Annotated in this window: 21 protein-coding genes and 4 pseudogenes; 11 read left to right on the forward strand and 14 right to left on the reverse strand. The window is 68.4% G+C overall.

Annotated elements, in window-relative coordinates; all coding sequences use genetic code 11:
* Window positions 1-228: hypothetical protein (locus AB0412_RS32050; RefSeq protein WP_366406109.1), on the reverse strand; the 228-nt coding region annotated here is incomplete at its 3' end.
* Window positions 229-938: 710 nt separating this feature from the next.
* Between AB0412_RS32050 and AB0412_RS32055 the strand changes: the two are divergent.
* Window positions 939-1540 (forward strand): annotated as a pseudogene (locus tag AB0412_RS32055) (IS21 family transposase); the annotation flags it as partial.
* Window positions 1540-1866, forward strand: a pseudogene (locus AB0412_RS32060) (ATP-binding protein); the annotation flags it as partial. The pseudogenes AB0412_RS32055 and AB0412_RS32060, both read left to right, overlap by 1 nt.
* Before the next feature lie 10 nt (window positions 1867-1876).
* Here AB0412_RS32060 and AB0412_RS32065 read toward each other — a convergent pair.
* From AB0412_RS32065 to AB0412_RS32100, 8 genes are all read right to left on the reverse strand, one after another.
* The gene (locus AB0412_RS32065; RefSeq protein WP_366406110.1) at window positions 1877-2050 is read right to left on the reverse strand and encodes a hypothetical protein; all 174 of its coding nucleotides are present in this window, start codon (window positions 2048-2050) and stop codon (window positions 1877-1879) included.
* A 66-nt stretch (window positions 2051-2116) separates the two neighbouring features.
* A complete protein-coding gene (locus AB0412_RS32070; protein ID WP_366406111.1) occupies window positions 2117-2278 on the reverse strand; it encodes a hypothetical protein in 162 nt (53 codons plus the stop codon).
* A 391-nt stretch (window positions 2279-2669) separates the two neighbouring features.
* Window positions 2670-3812 (reverse strand): TniQ family protein, encoded by a 1143-nt coding sequence (locus AB0412_RS32075; RefSeq protein WP_366406112.1) that lies wholly within the window; start codon window positions 3810-3812, stop codon window positions 2670-2672.
* Between the two features lie 202 nt (window positions 3813-4014).
* Entirely contained in the window at window positions 4015-5040 is a 1026-nt protein-coding gene (locus AB0412_RS32080) for an ATP-binding protein (RefSeq protein ID WP_366406113.1), read from the reverse strand.
* Window positions 5028-7211, reverse strand: coding sequence for a transposase (locus AB0412_RS32085; RefSeq protein ID WP_366406114.1), 2184 nt, complete (start codon window positions 7209-7211; stop codon window positions 5028-5030). Before AB0412_RS32085 ends, AB0412_RS32080 begins: the two co-directional genes overlap by 13 nt.
* Window positions 7208-7927, reverse strand: coding sequence for a TnsA-like heteromeric transposase endonuclease subunit (locus AB0412_RS32090; protein ID WP_366406115.1), 720 nt, complete (start codon window positions 7925-7927; stop codon window positions 7208-7210). The genes AB0412_RS32085 and AB0412_RS32090 overlap by 4 nt, the downstream gene beginning before the upstream one ends.
* A 433-nt stretch (window positions 7928-8360) precedes the next feature.
* Window positions 8361-8918, reverse strand: a complete 558-nt coding sequence (locus AB0412_RS32095; protein ID WP_366406116.1) for a hypothetical protein — start codon at window positions 8916-8918, stop codon at window positions 8361-8363.
* Between the two features lie 345 nt (window positions 8919-9263).
* Window positions 9264-9764, reverse strand: a complete 501-nt coding sequence (locus AB0412_RS32100) for a hypothetical protein (RefSeq protein WP_366406117.1) — start codon at window positions 9762-9764, stop codon at window positions 9264-9266.
* A gap of 671 nt (window positions 9765-10435) precedes the next feature.
* Between AB0412_RS32100 and AB0412_RS32105 the strand changes: the two genes are divergently transcribed.
* Window positions 10436-11215 carry a hypothetical protein gene (locus tag AB0412_RS32105; protein WP_366406118.1) on the forward strand — a complete coding sequence of 260 codons (780 nt, stop codon included), beginning with the start codon at window positions 10436-10438 and terminating at the stop codon, window positions 11213-11215.
* 561 nt (window positions 11216-11776) lie between these two features.
* Here the strand turns inward: AB0412_RS32105 and AB0412_RS32110 are convergent.
* Both AB0412_RS32110 and AB0412_RS32115 read right to left on the reverse strand, forming a co-directional pair.
* Window positions 11777-12178, reverse strand: a complete 402-nt coding sequence (locus AB0412_RS32110) for a hypothetical protein (protein WP_366406119.1) — start codon at window positions 12176-12178, stop codon at window positions 11777-11779.
* 39 nt (window positions 12179-12217) lie between these two features.
* Window positions 12218-12506 (reverse strand): annotated as a pseudogene (locus tag AB0412_RS32115) (transposase); the annotation flags it as partial.
* 234 nt (window positions 12507-12740) lie between these two features.
* Between AB0412_RS32115 and AB0412_RS32120 the strand changes: the two are divergent.
* Window positions 12741-12935 (forward strand): annotated as a pseudogene (locus AB0412_RS32120) (IS5/IS1182 family transposase); the annotation flags it as partial.
* Window positions 12936-12944: 9 nt separating this feature from the next.
* On the opposite strand, the gene AB0412_RS32125 reads toward AB0412_RS32120, so the two are convergent.
* Entirely contained in the window at window positions 12945-15056 is a 2112-nt protein-coding gene (locus AB0412_RS32125) for a helix-turn-helix transcriptional regulator (protein ID WP_366406120.1), read from the reverse strand.
* A 122-nt stretch (window positions 15057-15178) separates the two neighbouring features.
* On the opposite strand from AB0412_RS32125, the gene AB0412_RS32130 reads away from it, so the two are divergent.
* On the forward strand, window positions 15179-15379 hold the full coding sequence (locus tag AB0412_RS32130) for a hypothetical protein (protein ID WP_366406121.1): 201 nt from the start codon (window positions 15179-15181) through the stop codon (window positions 15377-15379).
* 90 nt (window positions 15380-15469) lie between these two features.
* On the opposite strand, the gene AB0412_RS32135 is transcribed toward AB0412_RS32130, so the two are convergent.
* Window positions 15470-16528 carry a hypothetical protein gene (locus AB0412_RS32135; RefSeq protein ID WP_366406122.1) on the reverse strand — a complete coding sequence of 353 codons (1059 nt, stop codon included), beginning with the start codon at window positions 16526-16528 and terminating at the stop codon, window positions 15470-15472.
* A gap of 175 nt (window positions 16529-16703) precedes the next feature.
* Here AB0412_RS32135 and AB0412_RS32140 point away from each other — a divergent pair, with 175 nt between their 5' ends.
* The 4 genes from AB0412_RS32140 (at window position 16704) to AB0412_RS32155 (ending at window position 19931) form a co-directional block, all read left to right on the forward strand.
* The gene (locus AB0412_RS32140; protein ID WP_366406123.1) at window positions 16704-16967 is read left to right on the forward strand and encodes a helix-turn-helix transcriptional regulator; all 264 of its coding nucleotides are present in this window, start codon (window positions 16704-16706) and stop codon (window positions 16965-16967) included.
* A gap of 170 nt (window positions 16968-17137) precedes the next feature.
* On the forward strand, window positions 17138-17992 hold the full coding sequence (locus AB0412_RS32145; protein WP_366406124.1) for a DUF6083 domain-containing protein: 855 nt from the start codon (window positions 17138-17140) through the stop codon (window positions 17990-17992).
* Window positions 17993-17994: 2 nt separating this feature from the next.
* Window positions 17995-18468, forward strand: a complete 474-nt coding sequence (locus AB0412_RS32150) for a hypothetical protein (protein ID WP_366406125.1) — start codon at window positions 17995-17997, stop codon at window positions 18466-18468.
* Complete coding sequence (locus AB0412_RS32155; RefSeq protein WP_366406126.1) at window positions 18465-19931, forward strand: UvrD-helicase domain-containing protein; 1467 nt, start codon at window positions 18465-18467, stop codon at window positions 19929-19931. Before AB0412_RS32150 ends, AB0412_RS32155 begins: the two co-directional genes overlap by 4 nt.
* Before the next feature lie 271 nt (window positions 19932-20202).
* On the opposite strand, the gene AB0412_RS32160 is transcribed toward AB0412_RS32155, so the two are convergent.
* On the reverse strand, window positions 20203-20367 hold the full coding sequence (locus tag AB0412_RS32160; RefSeq protein ID WP_366406127.1) for a DUF6207 family protein: 165 nt from the start codon (window positions 20365-20367) through the stop codon (window positions 20203-20205).
* A gap of 236 nt (window positions 20368-20603) precedes the next feature.
* Here AB0412_RS32160 and AB0412_RS32165 point away from each other — a divergent pair, with 236 nt between their 5' ends.
* Both AB0412_RS32165 and AB0412_RS32170 read left to right on the forward strand, forming a co-directional pair.
* Complete coding sequence (locus AB0412_RS32165) at window positions 20604-21152, forward strand: sigma-70 family RNA polymerase sigma factor (protein ID WP_366406128.1); 549 nt, start codon at window positions 20604-20606, stop codon at window positions 21150-21152.
* Window positions 21149-22222, forward strand: coding sequence for a hypothetical protein (locus AB0412_RS32170; RefSeq protein ID WP_366406129.1), 1074 nt, complete (start codon window positions 21149-21151; stop codon window positions 22220-22222). Before AB0412_RS32165 ends, AB0412_RS32170 begins: the two co-directional genes overlap by 4 nt.

Consider the following 22222-nt stretch of genomic DNA (forward strand, 5'->3'; position numbering starts at 1 on the left):
CAGCGTGCCGCTGGCGGCGTCGATGAGCTGGCCGGTGGCGCGGGCCGCTTGCGTTTGATGCTTCTTCGCCCACAGATGCCGGCGCAGCTGCGTGTGGCGGGTTTTGCTGGATGGATCGGGCAGGCTGTGCCAGATCGGGCCGTTGATCCGGTTGGCGCCAGCTGTGACGGACACGGTGTGAGGACGGCCGTCCTTTGCCGTCAGCGTGCAGAGGTTCGGGGCGGTCATGCCGTGTGCCGTTAGGCCTTAGCCGCCCCGCCAAGCAGGGTGACCCCGGTGGAGAGCCACCCTGATCCGCCCACCGTGGCGAGCTCGTCGACCAGGGCCACTACGGAGCGATTGGCGAGTATGGCAGGTTTGGCCGGCGTGGGGGAATGGCCCAAGTGATGAAAGTACCAGCCGTCGAGACGGTCGGTCTTGCTGGTCAGCACAGTTGCCTGCTCCGCCTTGCGGCGGTTGTTGCGGCTCTCTTGGAAGTTACTGATTGGTAGTTTTCTGGTGCTGTGCTGAGTGTGTGTCTGTGAGCTGGCTCGAACGCGGCTTCCTGACCGGGCAACCGGGCTACCGTGTCGCCAACCTGAAGGAAAGGCTCGGTACGTGCCGGATCGAGGTCGTCGCAGCCTCAGGGGCCACAAGCCCCGATACCCACGTTCATATCGCCGTGGCCGAGGCACGGTCCACAACCACGTGTGAGTTCTGCGGAGCTTCGGGGCGCCGCCGTCGGCGTTCCGACGCCCCGAGCGGCTGGATCAAGACGGTGACCACTGCCACACCGCCTGGTCCAACCGCACCATCATGATCACTAACGGTGCGGTTGTCGGCGTACACGTGAACGTGCAGGGTCGCGTACGGATGAACGTGCAGGGTTCCTGATGTGCTGAGGTTCAGGGTTCGGCACTCTGCTGCCTGTTGGTCGAGGTCGCAGAGATGGGGTGGCCGTGGTCCTGGATCCGCAGCGCTGGCTGGAACTACGGCGTTTTCGTGGCCTGGTCGAGTCCGGAGCGATGAGCCTGACCGAGGTTGCCAAGGAGACGGGCCTGAACTGGCGGACGGTCAGCAAGTACCTGGCAGCCGACGGACCCGCATCGCCTCCGCGCCGGTCACCGAACGGCAGGTCACGGGCGAGGGTGATCGACGAGTTCGCGCCGCTGGTCGACTCGATGCTGCGGGCGGAGATCCTGATGAAGGCCGCTGTGATCCACGAGCGGCTCGCCCAGGAGTACGGGTTCACCGGCAACTACCAGCGGACCAAGCTCTACGTTCAGGAAGCCCGGCCCCGGATCGCCGAGGAACTTGGCATCACGCCGAATGAGCTGGCGGGCATGCACCGCCGCTTTGAGGTGATCCCCGGCGCCCAGGCCCAGGTGGACTGGGGCGACGAGGGAAAGATCTCGCCCACATGGGCATCCCGAAGGTCTACTCCTTCCACATGACGCTGTCGTACTCGCGCGACCCGTTCTGCTGCTTCACCACCAGCCAGGACCTTCAGACGTTCTTCGACAGTCACCGCCGCGCGTTCGCGCACTTCGGCGGCGTCCCGAGACCGCCGGACGGCTGACGAACAAGCTCGGCACCTACCTGCGGCCCGGCGTTCTCGTGGTCGACGAGGTCGGCTGCCAGCCCCTCGAACGCGCGGAGGCGAACTTGGTCTTCCAGGTCATCTCCAAGCGCTACGAGAAGGGCTCGATCACCCTGACCTCGAAGAAGACCTTCAGCGAGTGGGGCCAGGTATTCGGCGACGAGGTCCTCGCCACGGCGATCCTCGACCGCCTCCTCCACCACTGCGAAGTGATCTCCATCAATGGCCCCAGCTACCGGCTCAAGAACCGCCTCAAGGCCATCGAGCGAGAGAACGACGTGGCCTGACCAGCTGCGATCAGGACACCGGATCCTCGCCCGGCGGGATGAAGGCGTCGGCACCATCAGCATCCTCGACATGCCCCTGAGCATCGACCGTGATGGCCGTCGCCCGCCCCTGCGACGTGATGAGCCAGGCCAGGACCTGTTCCGTCAGTGGCGTTCCCCCTGGGCCCTCGTCCTTCCAGTGCACCCGCCACCCTCCACCAGGCACGGCGGCCACCACCTGGTCGGCCCGCTCCAGGTGGGAGAAGTCCTCCTAGTCCGTCACCGCACGCAGAGCACCACGCTTGGGGTCGACAACCAGGGCCGTCCCAGTCGTCTGGTCCCAGCCCTCCACACGCACCATGCGGCCGATCTCGGTGTCGGTGCCATTGAAGATCGCGGTCCAGCCGGTCTGATTGAAATAGCGAAGAGACACCGCCCCATCATCTCGAACCACGACGCTCGCGCTTCACAGGTCACCTTGCTCTGCACGTTCATCCGTACGCAGCTCTGCACATAGACGAGCACGCCGACAGCGGTGCGCACCCGAACCACCGACCCGGGCTCCTGAACCCGAGAATGGTCCGCCAGGTGGTGCCGCTGAACCGCACGGATTCTGTACAGCGCTTCGAGTGCTGCCTGTTGCCCTCTGGGTGAGACGTAATCCCTGGTTGGTAACGGCCACAGCTGTTCTGCTGCTGATGGCCTGGCTGCCCGGCCGCGGATGCGCAAACCCGCGGGCGCCCCAGCGGGGACCGATTCACCTGAAGCGGAGGTATGGCGTCGCGGCTGCGCTGGCAACGTTGAGCAGCCGACGGTGGGTTCCGTCACACCGCCGACCTGCCGGATGGGCACGGCGCGGACGGGGGCTGCCAGCCACCGGTCAGCGCCCGTTGCCGGGCCTGCTCCGCGATGCTCCGGGCGGGGAAGGGGCACAGAAAACTGCTGCGGTCGGTGTAGTGCACCGGCCGCTGAACGCCTGGCGGCACTGCCCAAAGGCCCGGTCGCCGGCCGGGACCGGCGGCGGGATGCACCAGCGCCTGGAGCCAGCACTGCAGGGGATCGACGGCGTCCCGGCTCCGGCCAGGAGGGCCCATGCGGGTGCATGCAGCCAGCCAGTCCGCCAGCCACGGCCGTCCGGTGCATCGGGAGAGTTCGGCGTAGAGCGTATCGGCAGCGGCCTGAAGACCACGGGCGGCGGCTGTGGCGGCAAGCTGCCGCTGCCGGCGCGGGCAGCCGAGGAGACGCGCCACCGTGACGGTCTCGGGGTAGGTGATCAGTGGATGCGCGGCAACCACCGGCACCTCGCAGTCCAGGAGATCGGCCAGAATCCGAGTGCGCCGCGCCCAGACGGTCTCCTGCGCCCAACCTTGTATCTGCCATGACCACACGACGGCTGCAGCGTGGCCGACGACGGCATCCGCATCCGGGTAGCGCTGGACGACGGTGGTGTGCTGGTGATGGGCCTTGAGTACTTCGGGCAGCCGGGTGAGATCGACAGCGGGCGAGTGCCGCAGCCCTGCCAGCAGCCAGCGCTTGTGACGCGGGCAGATGTGCCCGATCCGCCCGGGATACACCAGGACCGGATGCCTGCCGGATCCGGAGCGCGCGGTGCAGGCCGAGCAGGCGGCGACCCAGCTGCGGCGGGGTGTGTACCAGGCTGCCCGGGCGGGGGCGGCTTCGGTGAGCCGTTCGTGAGCGAGGCTGAACTCGGGCAGCAGTCCGCCGAGTTGGTCTGGGGGGATACCGGTGAAGCGGGAAAAGCCCATACGTGCTGGGCTGTTGAGGAACAGTTCGGCACCTGTGCGAGGCACACCGGTGATCTGCGGGGGGACCGGTCCGGTCAGGATGCCGCGCAACAGGTCCTGGCCGGACAGTGCGTAGGCGTGGGCCAGCCGGGCGAGCCAGGAACTGGTCATCTCGCCACTGACGGGCCGGACACGCTGAACTCCCGTGGCAGCACCGGTCATGAGCGGGGCTTCCGTTTCTGAGTGATGCGAAAGACGACGGTGCCGGCCCAAGGAGCACGGCGTATCCCCGCCCACCCCGGGCACGGGGGCGCCGGACGAGGCCGAGGCCGGTCTGGCACGGTCCGGTGGCGGCTGCCCGCAAGGACGCCGAGCCGTGCCAGTGGCAGGCGGGGCGGCCCAGGCGGGCTAGGGCCGGGGAGGCTCACCTGACGTCAGGTTTTCGCGTCGGGCGCATCGCGCGTGTCGCCCGCACGTCGAGCCTGACCTCGGCCAGATGTTTCTTGGTGATGGCGTGGCTGCCGTCCTCCAGGCAGGCCAGGGCCGCCTCGCGTACCAGCTGGGACAGGCTGGCCATCACACCGCCGGTACGCCGCTGGAGATAGCCGGCCAGCCCCACCAGGGTGCCGGGCCGGTGGGCACGCAGCCGCAGCGCCGTTTCGAGATCACGGACGAGCTGCCTCCAGGCTTCCTGCTCGGCCGCAGTGCCGTAGGGCAGGGGAGTGGCTCGCACCAGCTTGAACCGGGCGGCGAGCTGTTCCCCGCGCACCCCGGCCAGCAGGGGCGAGGTCTCCACGTCGACACCGGCCAGCACGAAGGTCGAGGGGATGCGCTCGGCCAGGTGCTTGATCTGGTCGGACGTCTCCGCGCCGGTCCGGAAGCGGGTATTGAGCAGGTGCACGTCGTCGACGAAAACCAGTTGGGTGCGCCGCTGGCACAGCACATGGCAGACGGCGTCGGTGATCTGCGCCTGATTCATGCGCTTGTGAAGAGGAATGCCTAGGAAGCGGGCGAACTCGCATACCAGGTTTTTCGGGGTGTAGGACGGAGGCACCATCACGTAGGCGACCGGCAGCCGGTCACTCTGGCCGGGGTGGCGGCGCTGATCGGCGAGGTGGGCGACACGCGCCAGCTCCATCAGGATGGTCGACTTTCCCGCTCCGGGAGGGCCGGAGACGATCAGCCCGCGCCGAGCGGTTCCCTGCTGCTGCTTGTTGAGCAGCGTCAGACGGCGCAGCTGCAGAGAGACTTCCCGCATGGCGGGGGTCGTCACGACCACGAACCGCGAATGGTAGTCCTGCAGCGCCGGAAGGCTCCAGCACAGATCGTCGGCCGGGGGCGCCTCGGGCCGGGGCCTGCTGACGAAGGCGTGAAGCCCCTGCCACGTCGTGATCGGCTGGAAGAAGCCGTCGTCATCATCGGGGGTGCCGAGCACGGTCACTGCAGCCACGGGTCGTCCTCCACAGTGATGTCGTTGCGGATCGAGGAGCTGGCCTGCTCGATGGACAGGGCCAAGTCGCCGGCCGGCTCGTCGTCCGCGCCGATGAAGTCGTCGTCCTCGTCCGGGAGGGTCTCGTCATCCTCGTCGGAAGCCGCGAACGCACCGGTCAGCCCGAACGAGAGAGTGGGGGACTGGAGCACGTCAAGGGTGGCGGGCGGTGCAGCCAGCGTCTGGGACGTGTGCGCTCGGGCCACCACGCGCCGCTCCCGGCGAGTGGCGCTGCCATCTCGTCTCGAGACCCTGCGCAGCAGGTCATCAAGGGCCCGGGTCAGCTCTTTTTCGTGCTCTTCGTAGCTGCCGTTGCCGGTGCGTTCCACCACGCGGCGGATGTGCCGCCAGGTGTAGTGGGTGAAGGGCAGACTCACCTCGCCGGCGTGGATCCAGGGCACTTCCTTGAACCCGTCCGGTAGACGTACCCAGATCCGGGTCGGATCGTAGGGATTGTGGTGGACCTCCCAGAGCCCGTGCCGGACGACGACGCCGGAGTCCTCGCCGCGAAAGCCGTTGAGGACGGGGCCGTCGTAGGTGCGGAAGTCGAATCGGATCCCGCAGTCAGTGATCGGTTGCCAGCGCACGGGCAGCAGTTCCACGTAGTCGTCCGCGGTCAACGGCACCGGCACGTAGCCGGCCACTGCGACCAGGGCCGCCCACATCTCGTTCGGGGTTAGCGTCCTCTTCGGCATCAGCGGATGGCGCAGGCTGTCATGCTTGCGGTTGTGCCAGCCGACCATCAGGAACTCATCCAGTAGTTCCTGCAGTTCGGGCAGGCTGAGGCTGGCCTCCTGCTCGACGTCCTGCCCCCGTTCACCGACGTGGGAGCCGGTATAGCCCGGCAGGTACTGGCAGAACAGGGAATTGAGGGAGCCCAGCGTCCGCTCCACGTGCCCCTTGGCCGGGCCGTTGCCGGGCGGCGCGGGCTGCACGGAGATGCCCAGGCTTTCGCAGGCGGCCAGGAAGGCGTCCGAGACGAAGACCTTGCCCTGGTCGACGATCACCGTTTCCGGCATGATCACCGGCCGGGCCGCAGCCTCCGCGAACCGTTCGTCCACGCTGACCAGCCGCTCATAGGGGATCACCGAGTGCTGCAGACGCAACGCCTCGCTCCAGCCCGGCCGCATCTGTGGCGGCGTCACCGCCTGCGCCAGCAGCACAAGAGCGTCCACGGATGCGGTGCCCTCCACTCGCAGAACCGCCCCGCACACCGAGCGCGTAGCCACATCCAGCGCGATGGTCAGCTCCGGCCGCGCCAGGCTGCCGTCCTCCAGCACGATCAGCACATCCAGCGGTGTGCTGTCCATCATCACCATCTCACCAGGCCGCAACGCAATGGTCCGCCGGAACGGTGGTTTCGGGCGCGCCGACCACCAACGGCGCTGCGCCATGTTCTTGCCACGCAGCCGCTTGTCCTCCAGCGCCGTCACCAACTTGTTGAAGGTGGACGTGGGTGGCACGACGATGCGCGGCCCGCCGCGCTTCTCCTCCTCCTCGGCCCGCCACTGAACCTGCTTGCGCAGCCGGGTCTTCCACCCTCGAGAACGGGAGCGGAACTCCTCCTCCCGCAACACTGCCCGGATCACTTCCACCAGCGCGGCATCGGCCCGCCCAGTCGCAGACACCTGACGCTTCTTGGGAACCAGCCCCCACACGCCGCCGTCACGGTAACGGTCCCGCATCCGCCGCACCGTGGCCACGCTGGCCTTGAAACCCAGACTCTGCAACTGCTGTGCCTTGGCGTCGATGCGCTGGCCCAGCGTGGTCGTCGACGGATCGAAACACGCCCTGACCGGTCCGTGCGCACCAGGTGAAGGCAGGCCCCACTCCACTTCTCTCAGATGGCGCTCCCAGGCCAGGGCGTCCTGACGTTCCTGCTCAGGAACTGTCTGCAACAGGCCCAGCTGCGGCGCCCGCAGCCGACCGGGCCCGTGTGCCGCCTGGAAGTCCTCCGCCTTCAGCAGCTCCGTCACGCGGAACTGCAGGAGAGTACCGGCATCGTCGAGCAACCAGCACAGCAGCGTAGTGACCTCGGGCGCGAGTGATCCCAGGCCGGCGACCTTCCACTCACGCCCTTGAAAGGCGACCGTATCGCCCACACGCAGCTCCGGACGAAAGGTCCCGATCACCGCTCCTCCGCCCCGGCAGCCGCACGCCAGACAGCCACTGTCCGGTCACGCAAGGGTCGTTCCAGCGAGGCATGCAGTGCCGTAGTCCACAATGCGTGAAAGATCGGAGGCCAGGCCGCAATCGGATCCCCGACAAGCGCCACTCCCTCGGCCAGCGGTCGGGGAACGGCGAAGCACTCCGCGATCCGGTCCAGCCATCCCGCACCGCACCGCGGATGCCGGTAACCGGCCAGCCAGCGCACATTGGCCGCAACAACAGGCGGGGGAGGGCCCAACAGCCGGTAGTGCCAGCCGATGGCTTCCGCTGCCGACTCCATGTGCGCAGCTCGCCGGACCAGCCTCCGACTGGCGCCGCCAGCTGCGGCGCAGTCCACGAGGATGCCGCTGCCATCAGCCAGCCGTGCCATCAGGTGCGGTGCGTGCGCGACGACTGCACCGCTGCGGCCGCGCCACAGCAGTTCCACCGGACGGCAGGCCAGCGCTACCACCGACGGATCATGATCCAGCATCATCACCTGGGTGCGCATCGCCCCGAAGCCGTAATGCACGAACCGGCCGGACGTCGCCGACCACCACCAGCCCGGCGCGATGCGTCGGCCGCGCAGCACAGGGAAACGCCGCACCGGCACACACGTCTCCAGCGCAAACTCCCGGCCCGCCTCCAGCCACGGCATCTCGTGCCTAGTGCCGTCGGCACCCACGAATCGCGCCGTCATACGAGCAGGGTCGGCCCGCCGGCTACGCGGCCACTCCGCGAGCGCACCGGGGGAGCGCCGCGGACCCGCAGACATGGTGGACATGAGAGATCACTCCTGAAATAGGACTGGGACATAACGGGTGTAAGGCGAGTAGCGGAATCCGAGTGAGGGCGGGCGGCAGGGGGTGCAATTCGGCAGGGGGTGGCAGCCACCTGCCCGTGCAGGCCCGCGCGTGCCAGCAGCACACCATCGCCGAGCAGGAAGGAAAGCAGAGCACGGCACCACTCGAGCGGATCCGGCAGTTGACGGCCGCAACGAGAAGAGCGGACCCTGCCGCCGGCGGAAGGCGGGCAGGGCGCGAAGATCCCCTGGCCGGAACGGGACAGGCAGGCGAGTGCTGACCCACTCTGTGTGTGGCGGCGCGGTGGACGACCGCACAGACCTGTTCAGGTCAGGGAGAGCAGGCGGTGTGCTCCAGAAGCCGGGTCAGGCCGTCCAGCACCGCGCAGTACCGGGAGGGGGAAAGCGCCCGCAACTCCCGATTCGTCAGTCCCAGCAGGGCATTCGGCTCCTGCTGCGACGCCGCGACGGCATACCCGATACCGGTCGCGGCGGTGAGGGCCGGCGCGGGCGAGATCTTCATGTCCTCGTCCCGGTAGACGAGCAGTGCCATCATCAGCCACTCGACAAGATACTGCCCCCTCCGTGGCTTCCCCGGGAGGTTCTGGTGGAGGCGGCGCGCGAGGACCTCCTGCCCCACAGGACCATCACTCAGAATCTGCCGAGCTGCTGCTGCCGACCAGTGCGGGAGAAACTGCCCCTGCAGCAGGAGACGCGCCTGCGTCTGGTCCTCTTGCCACCGCCGGACGATGTCCCAGCCGATACCGGTCACCGCGTACTTGCCGCGAGCACCTTCGAACAACCCGACCGAGGCCAGAAAACGCAGCACCTCGGCGACGGTCTCGGCTCCCACCGGCACCTCGGCGGCCACATCCGCACTGGCGATCATTCTGTGCCCCGGACCGCTGAGGCGGGCCGCAGCCTGGCCGATACGCCACTGTTGCGGATGACTGGCGCGATCACTGGGAGCGGGGCAGTCACTCCACACAGGAAGGAAATCCGCCGAGCCCTCCCCTGGGCCGGGGACGCCTGGGAGAACTGGAGGAGACAAGAACGAGGGGAAAACAGCGTTCATTCGCGTGAGGCCTCTTCTCATACCTAGGAGTGACACAGAGCGCCCTCACCGCAACTATCTGTATAGTGACGGGGCGCGTGAGGCCCAACCATGCGCACCGCAACACCGTCGGCCTTCCCAAAGTCCCGGCGGTGTTCGCGCATGTCTGGGCTACATGCTTCAGAAACTGTCGGCCGCCCTTGAGTCACTGCTCAGCTGGTAGGAGCCGACCCGGGGGCGCACGAGTTCACCTCGCTTGACCATCCGACTCAGCTCAGGGCTGGTGTTCTTGATCTTCACATCAGGCCGCACCTGCTGGATGTACGCGGTGATCTCGCCGTACGTTGCCTCTCCGCGTTCCTGCAACAAGGCGCGGATGGCGCCGGCGACGGTGAGCTGGGCGGGACGCCCCCGAGTCGTTGCGGTGCTCTCCGCGACGGTGGCAGAAAGGTCCCGTGCCGGCTCGGTTGCCGTGTGCTGACGCTGGAGCTGTTCTTTGATGGTGGCCAGCAGAGTGCTCGAGCTGCGCACCATGCCGGAGGTGAGGTCCACCGTGTCCTGGGCAGCCGCCAGTTCGGCTTTCGCCGCCTCCAGGCGCCGCATGGCAGCGTCCAACTGCGCCTGGTCCGCGGCGGCCAGTTCCTCGGCCTGCGGAAGCATGTGCTCCAGAACCTGCTGCACGACGCTTCCCTCCTCTCGGGCATCGGCCTCGTGATCGTAGGGCGGGACTTTAGTAGGCAGGCTCGGGCAAGCAGCACCAGTTGACTGAGCGGGCGTAGGTGGCGGCCCTGGCCTTTCACCTTGCTAAACCCGCCCGTACCTGGGGTCTTCGCACCCACGTATCCGCGACGAGGACTTCACCCGATAGGAGTAGGGATTTCCCTGCCCGGCTTTCAAGGCCCCTGGTCCCACGGTTCTCGCCTCACGGCAGGGCATTGCAGGTGGCTGACCACGTCACCACGGGCGTCACAACGCCCCTGCCCGTCCCTCGAAGGTGTGGTGAGCGACGTTGTTCTCGCAGGCATTTGCACAGCTCACAACACCGTAGAACATGCAGAATCGTTCACTGCGCCGACATCGCAGCCAGCGAGAAGGTGACAGGCTGCGCAGCGGAGCGGCCTTCCGCGCCGATCAGCGCAGGTTCGTTACTGGCGGAGTCACCTACCTGCCGTTCGGGCTGCCTCGACGCCTGCCCAGGCATAGTCATACCGCGCGGTCGAGTTGCCTCGCCCGGCAGCGCATCTCGCGCGCTGCCGGAGCACCCCCCTTTTTTTCTTACTTCTTGCAGACACCACTGTCCACCAGGCACTGCCACTGCACAACCGTCCTTTACGCAACAGGGCACGTCACACATGGACCAGCGCTTTACCGCAATCGATGACCTTCTCAACCGAGGCCCTCGTCCCCCTCAGTTGCCGCATCCGGACGAACGGCGCCACCTGCGCGAGGCGTGGGGCGCCTCCATCGAAGAAGTCGCCAACGCCCTCGGCAAGGAGCCGGAGACCATGGCTGCCTGGGAAGCCGGCCGTATCACCGCCGACCTTGCTGACACCTACGCCTACCTCCGCCTGCTCAACGGCTTCCGCGAGCGAATGCCGGTCGCTTATGAACCCGACCGGGGTCCACGGCGCTCGCCTTCACCACCCGCCATCCCCGCAACCCGCCCCCCTTCCGAACCAGTACCGGAGGCCACGGCCCCTGCCGGTATCAAGGCCGCTGGCCCCGGCGACCTATGGACACAGGAAGCCCGGGACTACTTGCGCGAGCGCTTCCTTGCCGGGGACGACCCCGCCGAACTGGCCCAGAAGCTGGGGCGCAGCGAGAAGGCACTGCGATGGCAGCTCTGGGATTTGAAGCTCACACCCTTCCCCGCCGACGACGTTCCCGCTCCGTCGAAACTCCCCGCGCCCAAGGCCTACACCGTGGAGGAAAAGCGAAAGGTCCATCCCAACGCCTACAGGCGGTGGACGAGTGAGGACGACGAGCACCTGGCTGACCGCTGCGCCGAGGGCGCCTCGCTGGCCGAGCTGTCTACCGAGTTCGGCCGCAATCTCGGGGCAATCGCCTCACGCCTCATCAAGATCGGCGCCGCAGGCCCGGCTCTTGAGGAAGCCGAGGAAAACGGTGGCTGAACCATCCGGCCCGGTACGTCCTCGCATGGGCGAAGGATGCTGGTACACAACTTCGTCGCCTGCCGGAACGCTCGATCAGTGGCCGCGGCAAATGCAGCATGCCCTGTCTCAGCACCGTCAACACTGGGGCTCGTCTTCAAATCAGCGACCACGAGTGGGATTTAGTGGCTCCGCTCGCGTCATGGCGTTGGCCGGGAACTGGTGGCGATGCCGCGGAATCAGTCGCCGTGCGAGGCGTGCTGCTGGCAGGACCATGGGTTGCGGGGTGCAGAGCCCGCGGCGCAGCAGCCGGCGCGGCGGGCCGGGCACCTGGTCCAGGACCGCGGCATCAAACAGCCGCAACTGCATGGGCGACGTGGGGCGCGGCGCAGTGCCTCGCGAAACGAGACGGATCAGGAGGTTCCTCAGTTCAGCTCCTCGCGCGGCTGAAGGAGGCTATCCAGGGCTTCACCCGCGCCCGCCCGCGTCAACCTCAACAGCCACTAGCAAGCGGCCCCATGCCTGCCAGGTAGCGGGCCACTCGGCGGCTAGACGGTGTCTTGATTGGTGATCGGGGCGGGGTCACAGCTCGCGCCACTCACCCAGCTCGCCAGACGCCCTGGTCTGGAGGAAGTTGCGAACGAGGGCCCACGCGAGATCGACAGCGACGACGCAGTCGCCACTGAACACGGCCAGGTCGTCCATGATCGGCACTTGCACGACCGCATCCGCTGGGGCGGTGCCATCGCCGGCGAGCAGGGACGCCTTCTCAGCAGCGTCGAACAGATGGATGACTGCTTGATCGTCTAGGAAGCCCAAGGTCAGCAGGGGAAACTCGCCTCCCGGCAGGCGGACTTCCAGATACCCCTGACCACGCGAGCGCAGTGTGGTGAAGTGATCCGTCAGATCCGTAATGTCGGAGCTTCGCTCAGTCGCGGAGAACTGTCGCGATTCGGGGTCCGTTGCTGTCCACGAGACGAGCATCCCTGCAACCTCCTGTTGCCTAGCATCCTGCTGGGAACTCTACGAATGTCCCGATCGGCGAAGGCGCCGGTAGCAGATCAGGACACTGGCGATGCCAACGAAGGCGAGGAAGTGGCTGGCCTTGCGCTCGTAGCGATTGGTGCAGTTGACGGCACCCGTTCAGCCAGGACATCGTCCGCTCGACCACCCAGCGGTGCGGGCCCAGCCGGTTGGCGTTTTCCACCCCGCGGCGGGCGATGCGCGGCACGATCTGCCGACGGCGCAGCCAACCTCGCAGGTGATCGAAGTCGTAGCCCTTGTCCGCATGCAGCCTGGCTGGGCGTGGGCGCCGGGGGCCAAAGCGGGAGCGGACCGGCACGATGCCGCAACGGACTGTCCCTTCTCGTCGGCGTCTCGGCCGTCAACACCCACGACAGCGAGCGCTGAAGCCCATGGTCGAGGGTCACCAAACGAGACACGACCCCCACCGCGGCCGCCACTTCAAGCCTCAGCGCCTGCAACCGATAAGGCGTATGACACCCCTCACCTGCGGAAATGGTTACGCCGCAAACGCATCGGCGTACGCATCGCCTGTAAAGGCATCGAGTCCAGCGAACGCCTGGGCCGCCGTCGTCGGGTGATCGAGCGGACGATCTCCTGGCTGTCCGGTTACCGCCGACTCAGCCCCCGCTACGAACGCGATCCCCGCAACTACCTGCCTCTCGGCCTCGCCGCAGCCATCTGCTGCTACAAGCGACTCCTCCGCCTCACCACATAGGACACCGTCTTACTGCCATGGCCGTGTGGGGGTGCCATCGGGGTTCAGTCCATACGGCCACCACACTTCGATCCGATACCCGTCCGCAGCCCCTTCCCTCACCCACATCCGGGCTAGGTCTTTCAGGGCGGTGGTGTGGCCGGCGTCGGCGAGCTTTCGGGCCAGGGCTTCGGCCCTCTCCCGATCTCTCGCTAGTTCCCGCAGCCAGGTTAGGTCCAGTCGGGCGCCCGGGGCGTCAGCGTCGACGGCCCGGCTGTGGAGAACTTCGGTGCCCTCCTGCTCCTTCACTAAGTTCAGCAAGCTGGCCCAGCGCAGCAGGTCGCCCAGACCGCCGGTGTCGAAGGTCGGGCGGTAGAGAGATTCGACGAAGCTACGATCCTCCATCCACTTGCGAGTCGTGGCCCAGCTCAACAGGGCGGTGGTGTGGCCGGCGTCGGCGAGCTGCCGCGCTAGAGCCTCGGCCCCCTCTCGATTCCCTGCGCTCTCCCGCATCTTGGCCAAGCTCAGCAGGGCATCTGGGTTGCCGGCTTCGGCTGCTTGCTGGGCCAACGCCTCGGCGCCTTTTGGATCACCCGCTGCCTCTCGCATTTCGGCCAAGGAGGCCAGGGCTCTCGTGCTGCCAGCCTCTGCGGCGCGGTGGTGGAGGTGGTGGGCCCACTGGAGGCGATAGCGATCATGGGCCGCTTTGGCGAGTTCGTCGAGGTAGTTGGGATTGATGAGGTGTAGGTGGGCGGCGTTCCAGAAGGAAGCGGGCGGGCATAACCATCGGCGGGTGGTGCGGCCGTGCTGTTCGAGGTAGTCGGCGAGCTGAAAAACCGGCCCTGCTTCCGAGCTGGGCGGCGTGGCTGGTGGGGCTCCTGGCGGGTCGTGCGCGGGGCGGGCGGGGGCATGGCGCAGGGGTGCCAGTTTTCCGTGGACGGGCTGGGCGAGTTCGGCGATCACGGCTTCGGTCCAGTCGTCGGTCAGTTCTGCGTAGTCCGTGTCAGCGAGGTAGCCGATGGCTGCGTCGGTGAGGAAGGTCTGCGGCAGGTACAGCCCGACGCCGAGGCGGCGGGCGTCCATCGCCGCTTCCAGTAGTGCTCGGGCTGCTGGCGTGCCGTGGTGGTAGCGGCGCATCAATTCGGGGGCACCGGCCAGGTCCTGTGTCACCCGTCCATGAGCGCTGGCTCTTGTGAGTGCGTCCCCCAGCAGCTGGTCGCCATCCTTGGCAAGGGCCGATGCGGCACGCAGCGCCGCCGCGTCGAAAGTGTCCGGAACGAGGAGCGTGCGTCCGGCCAGGAGTTCCCGCGCACGGCTGTGGGCGTCCGGCTGGCCGGGCTTGGGCAGAACTGTGTACTGGCGTTCGTACTCCGGCCAGAGGGTCCCCAGGACCAAGATAGGTGCTTGGTCTGGGTTGGTAAGCAGCGCGTGGAGGGCCGCGGCGATCCGCTCGCCTGTCTCGGCGTCACCAAGATAGTGCTGGGCTTCGTTCAGCCACAGCACCGTCCGCGGGCGGACACGTTCGAGGTCTTCGAGTGCGGCCTCGGCACGAGTCGGGTCGAAGGGATGCCATAGCCGCCACTCTTCATCCGCGAGCGGCTGGACGGCTTCCCAGCAGGCTCGGGTCTTGCCCGTCGATGAGGTGCCGACCAGGAGAAGCATCCGGCTGCTGCCCGCCTTGGCGTCCTGCACTGCTTGCGCCAGGACTCGGTCATGAGCCCGCTGCACGTAGCCCGGCAGCAGCCGCTGTGGTGACTCACCCAAGCCGCACCCGTCCTCGGCGGCTCCGGCAGGATGGACCTCCAGGTCGTGAGGCTCCCACTGAGTAATCGGCCTGCCCAGTCGTGACTCGTCCTCGACGGCCGGGTTGCCCTCCTGGGCCACCGCAGTCCGTCGAAGCTCGAGCAACTTCTCCAACGGCAGCCCCAGATGACGAGCGAGCACTGCCACCGTCCTGGCAGACGGCACAGGGCCGCCGGGCTGGAACGCCTCTGACACAGTCGTGCGCCCCAACTTCGCACGACGGGCGAGCTGCGCTTTGTCCAGACCCGAGGCGGCCAAACCATCGCTCAGCCGCATGCGCAGCTCGGTCAGAGCCGCGTTGGGCTTGCTCGGCTTGCGGTTGCTCTGATCGCTGTGCAACGTGCCCACCCCCAACTGTCATGCGTGCGCCACCGTTCATCTTCATCCGGGCGGACCCCGGCGAACACCGCTGGCGCGACCTTCGACTACGTCAACGTCCCACCGTGTACAGGGGGCCTACCGTGTCCGAAGTCGCCGCCGTTCTGCTCATCGCCATGCTCGTGCTGGTCCTCGCGGTGCTGGGCGCCGCCGGCGCAGGCAAGCTGGCCCGCTTGGACGGCGCCAGCTATCCCACCGCCCTCAGGCAGGCAGCCGCCGCTTTCGCCGCCGTAATCATGCTCGCGGCCGCAGTAGCTGCCGCCGCTGGCGAAGTGTGCTGCTGAACCCTCGCCGAATATGGTCGATTCAACGGAGTCCGCAGGGATCGATGTGATGCGGAGTGATCCCCGAACCGGGGTAGTTGCCCGGGAGTGCTACAGCACGGTCGACCGCTGTCGCCTTTCTGAAGGCGGCACCCTCGTGCGATGCGGGGACGGTTGCCAGAACACCTCGTCCGTGTGTTGGCTGTGATGCCAGGCCGCCAGTACGCGCATGGCGACCAGCCGGTCGAGCAGTTCTGCGGTCTGCTGGGCTGAGTGGCCGCACAGACGGGTGAGGATGTCCATGTCGGCGCTATTTTCGGCTTGGCCCGAGGTGTGTGCGGCCAGTACCAGGGCAGTCAGCCGCAGGGCGGCCGTTGCGGCCGGCAGCGCCAACGGAGTTGGGTGCAGCGCCCAGTGAGCCGCGCGGCAGCGGGCACGCCGCCCAGGCACCTGGTCCAGCACCGTGGCATCGAGCAGTCGCAGCCGCAACGGCGCCGACCGGAGGTCCGGCAGTTCCAGCCAGCCGGCCTGGGCCAGTTCCTGCCACAGCTCGCGGTGCCCGCGCAGACGCATACCGCGCAACAGCCCTGTACGCAGCCGGACATGACCCCGGGTATCAGCGCGCAGGGCGCACTGCAGGGCCAGCAGCCGGGCGGCAGGAGAGGTGAACCGGGGCAGCGCGGTGCCGAGGTAGGTGAGCATTTCCCGCACCCGCACCCGCTCCTTGAGCCCGTGGCGGAGCGTGCCGTGCGCAGCCGGCGGGGGGCAGGTGGCGGGATGCGGGCGGGACGGGCCGAGCAGTGTGTCCGGTACGACGGCGGTACTGCTGGTCGCCGATGCGCAGGCTGAGCAGGTGTCGGCCAGCCGCCAGGAGCGGCCGCAGCGGTCGCGGGTGAGAGCGAGCAGCACCGGCCCGGCGCAGCCGCGGTGACGCGGATGCCACACGCAGCCCTGCGTTCGGCACTGGCAGCTGCGCAGATAGGCCGGCAATGCGTCGGCGCGGGCGTGGCAGGCCAGATGCGCCAGGGCGGCTGACCGCGCGGAGGAGGCCTTGATGGCAGAGGTATGGGCGGTGCAGGAGGGGCAGACGAGCGTGAGGCCGCCTGTTTGCGGACGCAGCTCCACGGTCCAGATACGCCGCACTGCGGCATGCGCGCCGGCAAGCCTCATCGGCTGGTCGTCCTCCCAACTGTCCGCGCCGCGATGGTCGGTGCCCCGGCGGCAGGAGGCCAGGGACGGACGCACCGTAGTGCAGATTCCTGCACCGTGAACGCCGCTCCCATCCCGGCAAATAGTGCAGAAGTCTGCACTGACAGGGCAGGTCTCTGCACCGTCGGATGGTGGAGTGACGATCTTGCCGCCCGACCCCGACCTCTCCGCGCTGCGCCTGACGCTGACGCGCCTGCGGGGCCAGCGCGGCTGGACCTTCGACGAGCTCGCCGAACGCAGCGGCCTGGCCCGGCGCACCCTCATCGACCTCGAGCACGGCCGCACCACCGGCAGCGTCACCACCTGGCACGCCCTCGCCCACGCCTTCAACGTGCCGATCGAGCACCTGCTCGGCACCCTCTGCGACAACCACACCCCGCCCGGCACGCCCGACGCCTGACCCTTCACCCCGCCCCGGTGCGCACCCGGTAGCAAATCACCCGAACCGACGAGCAGACACCGAACCTCCGACCCCACCCTGTCCATGCGTTCGAACCCACTGGGCCAACAGCGGGACACACCACCCGACACGCTGCCCACCGCCGCGTGTCACCTGGCACGGTCCCGGCCATGCGCCCCACCCCCTCCACCGCGGGCTGCCCCTGGGACGGCAGCCCCCGCACCACCCCGTACGCCCGCCCCCTGCGCGTGGCCCCCACCAGCCCCAGCCGCCTGCTACGCACCGGCCACAGCAGCCGCTGCCGCCACTGCGGACACCGCATCGACCTCTACCAGCGCACCGACCAGCGGCCCGTCGCCCTGCACCCCGCCGAGCTGACCGCCGCCCACATCCCCGCATCCTGTCGCTGGCACCTGAGCGGCGGCATCGCCCACCCCCACGGCGACGGCAGCTCCTGGTGCCACGTCTCGCACGCCATCCTGTGTCCCGCCCGCACCCCCACCTGCCCGCTCAGCCCGTACCTTCACGCTGCACGCCGCCAACTCGCCGTCCGCACCCGTCGCCTGATCGACACCGGCGCCTTCACCCCCACCTCACCGACCACCAGCAGTCTTCCAGCCGCCGACGCCGCCCACCCGATCGTGCAGATCCTGCTGGTCTACTACCTCGCCGCGGGCCCCCTCGACGCCATTCGCTGTGTGGCCCAGACCCGGCACCGCCACCGCTGCCTCGAGTCCGTCCAGACACCCGAACGGCCAGCCGGACGCTGGAGGCTCCTGCCCACCGGCCCCCACCACGGCCAACCCGCCCTGCCCCGCACGCTGATGGCCGTCTACGACCTTAGCCACTTGCCCCACACCGAGCAGCTGCGCTGGCGTGCCCAGCGCTGCCCGACGCACGCCGCCTCTGACAGCGCCTCCGATCTCACCCTGGCCAGCTGGCAGGTCTTCGACCCCCTCCTGCACGCCGCCCATGTCCGCGCCAGCCTCCCGCACCCGTCGGCATCCCACAGAAGCAGAGGCTGACCATGCCGCATTACGCCCTGGAGATCACGCTCACCCGCCCCCTCTCCCCGGCAGCCCTGCACCGCGTCGCGCGCAAACTGCCACTCGCCGTCAACCACGACGCCACTCGCCTCATGGCCCTCGTACCCGCCAAGACTCCCCACCGGGCTGCACGCCGACTGCGCCACCGACTCGAGAACCAACTGCCTATCGACGTGATCACGACGCACTACCCAGACGCCGACCACAAGGTTCTGCTCAACCTCGCCTTCCCGCCCACCGTGCACGCCGCCCTCACAGCCCAAGCCCGCCACAAGGGGCAGAGCCCGGAACGACTCATCGAACTGGCCGTGCACCGGGCCGTGGCCGAACACACCGGCCAGGAAATCGACCGCCTCGACCGGGCGATGCGCGGACTGCTGGCCCACACCACCCCTACCAATTTCATCTCTGCCGTCGGTCACGTGCTCACCCGACTCCCCGAAAGCGCGCGATGAAGCCCACCGACGAACAGACGGCTGCAGTCGACGCCTTCACGGCCGGCGACCATCTAGCCCTGCAAGCCGGCGCCGGCACCGGCAAGACCACCACTCTGGCCCTGCTCGCCCACGCCACCAAACGCCGCGGCCGCTACCTCGCCTACAACCGGGCCATCGCACAGGACGCCACCACCCGCTTCCCGCGCACCGTCCTGTGCAAGACCGCCCACGCACTCGCCTACGCAGCCATCGGCCACCGCTACACCCACCGCCTCCACGCACCCCGCCGCCCCGCCTGGCAAACCGGACAAGCCCTCGGCATCACCAAAGCCGTCCGCATCGGCGACCGCGAGGTCTCTCAACGTGCCCTGTCCAACGCCGTCCTGCGCACCGTGACCCGCTTCTGCCACACCGCCGACGAAGCCATCACCCGCCGCCACGTGCCGCGCCTGCGCGGCCTGGAAGACAGCGACCACCACGCCGAACTCGCAGCCCACGTCGTCCCGTTCGCCCGCAAGGCCTGGACCGACCTGCAGTACCCGAGCGACGGCACGGTCCGCTTCGACCACGACCACTACCTCAAGATCTGGGCCCTCACCCAGCCGCGCATCGACGCCGACTACCTGTTGCTGGACGAAGCCCAGGACACCAACCCCGTCGTCGAACAGATCTTCCTCGCCCAGCGTGACCACGCCCAACTGGTCATGGTCGGCGACTCCGCACAAGCCATCTACCACTGGCGCGGCGCCAAAGACGTCATGACCGGCTTCGACGGCACCCAACTCGCCCTGTCGCAGTCCTTCCGCTTCGGCCCCGACCTCGCCGAAGAAGCCAACCGCTGGCTGCACCTGGCCGACGCCCCGATCCGCCTCACCGGCACCCCCGCCATCCCCACCGAACTCGGCCCGGTCACTCAGCCGGACGCCGTGCTGTGCCGTACCAATGCCGGCGCCATGGCCCAGGTCATGAGCCTCATGGCCGCCGGACACCACGTCGCCATGGCCGGAGGAGGAAACAGCCTGCACGCCCTGGCCCTCGCCGCCCGCGACTTGAAAGAGGGCCGCCGCACCCACCACCCGGAACTGATCCTCTTCCCCTGCTGGGGAGATCTGCAGGACTACGCCGCTCACGACCCGGCTGGACGAGACCTGCAGCCGCTGGTCAGCCTCGTCGACACCCACGGCACAGACGCCATCCTCACCGCCGTCACCCAACTGGCTCCCGAAGCGTACGCCCAGGTCACCGTATCCACCGCCCACAAAGCGAAAGGACGCGAATGGCCTCGCGTGCTCATCGCAGACGACTTCGCCCCTGCCAAAGACAACAACGACGACCAAACAGACACCACCACGCCCCCCGACCCCGTCGACGACGCCGAAGCCCGCTTGGCCTACGTGGCCGTCACCCGCACCCGCCAGCGCCTCGACCTGGGCGGCCTGTCCTGGATCCGCGACCACCTCGAGGGCTCACCGCTCTGGTGACAGCCGAGCGGCACCAGCATCGCGGGGTGTTCACGCGCTCGGTCGTGGTCTGCGCCTCGACTCAGGCGGGCGGCCGGCGGCCGGCTTCTGCCCCCCGGTCGCTGTGCGTCGTTGGCCGGAGCGTGAGGCTTCGGTCCAGAGACCGGTCTCCCGCTCGAAGGAAGTCGCGCTCTGGCGCGGCGACTTCATACGCAGACCGAGGTGCGCACCGGTGACGGGGTGTGTCACCGTGGACGCAGGCGGGGTCCGTCACTTCCCCCGTGGTGGCGGATCACGGCTGCCCGATGGCAGGCTCCGGTAAGGAGGCTTCCTCTGGAACCGGCCGCAGGTCGGTGTACATCCGTAGCCGTACTCCGGGTTGGCCAGCGTCCCTGGTCTCCCCTCGACGGTCGAAGCCGCCCCACCTGCGCGATGCCTGCAAGCGGCGAGCGGCCACTGCTGCGAGTCAAGGCCGAGAAATACGGCCAGGACTACGACTACCAGACGGTGCCCAAGCAGAAGGTGGGCGGGCGTGTCTCACCCTCGCGGACTTGAGCGTCGCGTGCCCCACGACAGCCGGGAGCCGTCCGGCTGTCGTGGGCCGGGGGGGGAGAGAGATCTTGTGGTCGGCTGTAATCGCGGCGGGGTGCTGGACACAGACAGTCTGCGAGCATCATCGGAAGGGGAGGCCGTGTGGGGGAGATCGCAGATGAGTGGTCTCGGTTCGAGGCGGTGTACCGCGACTCGTATCACGCTGTAAGCAGGTACTTGAGGCGCAGGCTGCCACCGGACTTGGTCGACGATGCGGCTTCGGAGGTCTTCACGATCGCCTGGGAGCGCTGGTCGACGCGGCAGGGCGCCGCTTTGCCGTGGCTGTACGGCATTGCCCGGCGGGTCGCCGCAAACGCGCGGCGGTCGAAGGGCCGGGCTGACCGGCTGGCAGATCGATTGCGCGATGAGGAGGACGCCCGTGGCGGCGAACCCGGCGTGGACACCGAGGTTCTGGAGCGCATGGGCGCTGCCCGAGTACTCGAGCGGTTGCCTGAGAGGGACCGTGAGGTGCTGATGCTGGTGTCCTGGGACGGCCTGGACCCGCGTGAGGCCGCCCAGGCGCTCGGGTGCAGCAGGGCCGCCTTCACCGTGCGTCTGCACAGGGCTCGGCGGAGGTTGGACCGCGAGCTCGCCAGCGAGATGCCGGCAGCTGCCGGCCATGGCTCTGTAGCGGAGAGGACAGCGACGTGAACCGAGACGTGGAGCGGGTGCGGGCACTGCTCACCCCAGCCAACGATCCGGCGGCCCGCCCGATGGAAGACACCGGTACTCTCCTGACGTCGCATGCGGAGCACACCCTGCAGACGTTGCGCCAGACCCGGCGCCCGCAGGGGGTTCGTCTGGGACGGCGGCGGCTTCTGGCGGGGGCGGGCCTCGTGGCCGTCGGCTCGGTGGTGGCCGTGGGAGGCAGGAACCTCGTCCCGGACGCCGGGGCACCGGCACCGGTCGCCTACACGCCGCCGGTGTTGTCCTTGCATCCGGTTGAAGGGCAGTCGGCCCGCGCGTTCCTCCTGGCGTTCGCGCGACGCGTCGAGACGCTTGAACCCGAGGCAGCGCAGGGCGACTACCAGTACTCGAAGACGTGGGGATGGTGGCTCGACACAGCCGGGGACGTTCCAGGGGGCGTGGCGAACGCTGCCGTTCCGACGGTGACCGAGTCATGGGTGGCCGAGGACGGTTCCGGACGGCAGCGCAGCGCCTACGGCGAACCGCTCTACCCCAACCCGCAGCAGCGCAAGGACGCCGAGGCGGCCGGGCTGGCCGCCGGCACAGGGGTCGAGGACCGCACCTTCGGGCCTGGAAAATTCCCTGCCCCAGAGGGCGGTGACTGGGGCGCGGTGGCGCCCTTCTCGACCGATCCCCGAGTGCTCGTACGGCAGTTGACCAAGGTCAACTGGGAGGGCGGGATGATCATCCACGGGGTGCGGGACATGCTCACCTACGCGAACAGGACCGGCCCGGTCGACCCGCGTCTGCGTGCCGCCGCCCTGCAGGTGCTCGCCGACAACACCAGCGTGACCGTGGCGACCACCACGACATGGAACGGACGGCGCGCGGTCGCGGTGTCCCAGAGCGAGACGCTGGACGGCAGCACACAGCGGGAGACCGTGCTGTTCGATCCGGAGACGGGCTACCCGGTGGGCACGGAGTCGGCCCTGTTCGGAAACGCGCGGCACCTCAACGTCTCCGTCCCCGCCACCCTCGCCGTGAGCGAGACACTCGAGCGGGGCAGTGTCTCCACGACCCGCGGAAGGCTGTGA

Source organism: Streptomyces sp. NPDC052012, assembly GCF_040689265.1.
In the GTDB taxonomy this organism is placed as follows: Bacteria; Actinomycetota; Actinomycetes; order Streptomycetales; family Streptomycetaceae; genus Streptomyces.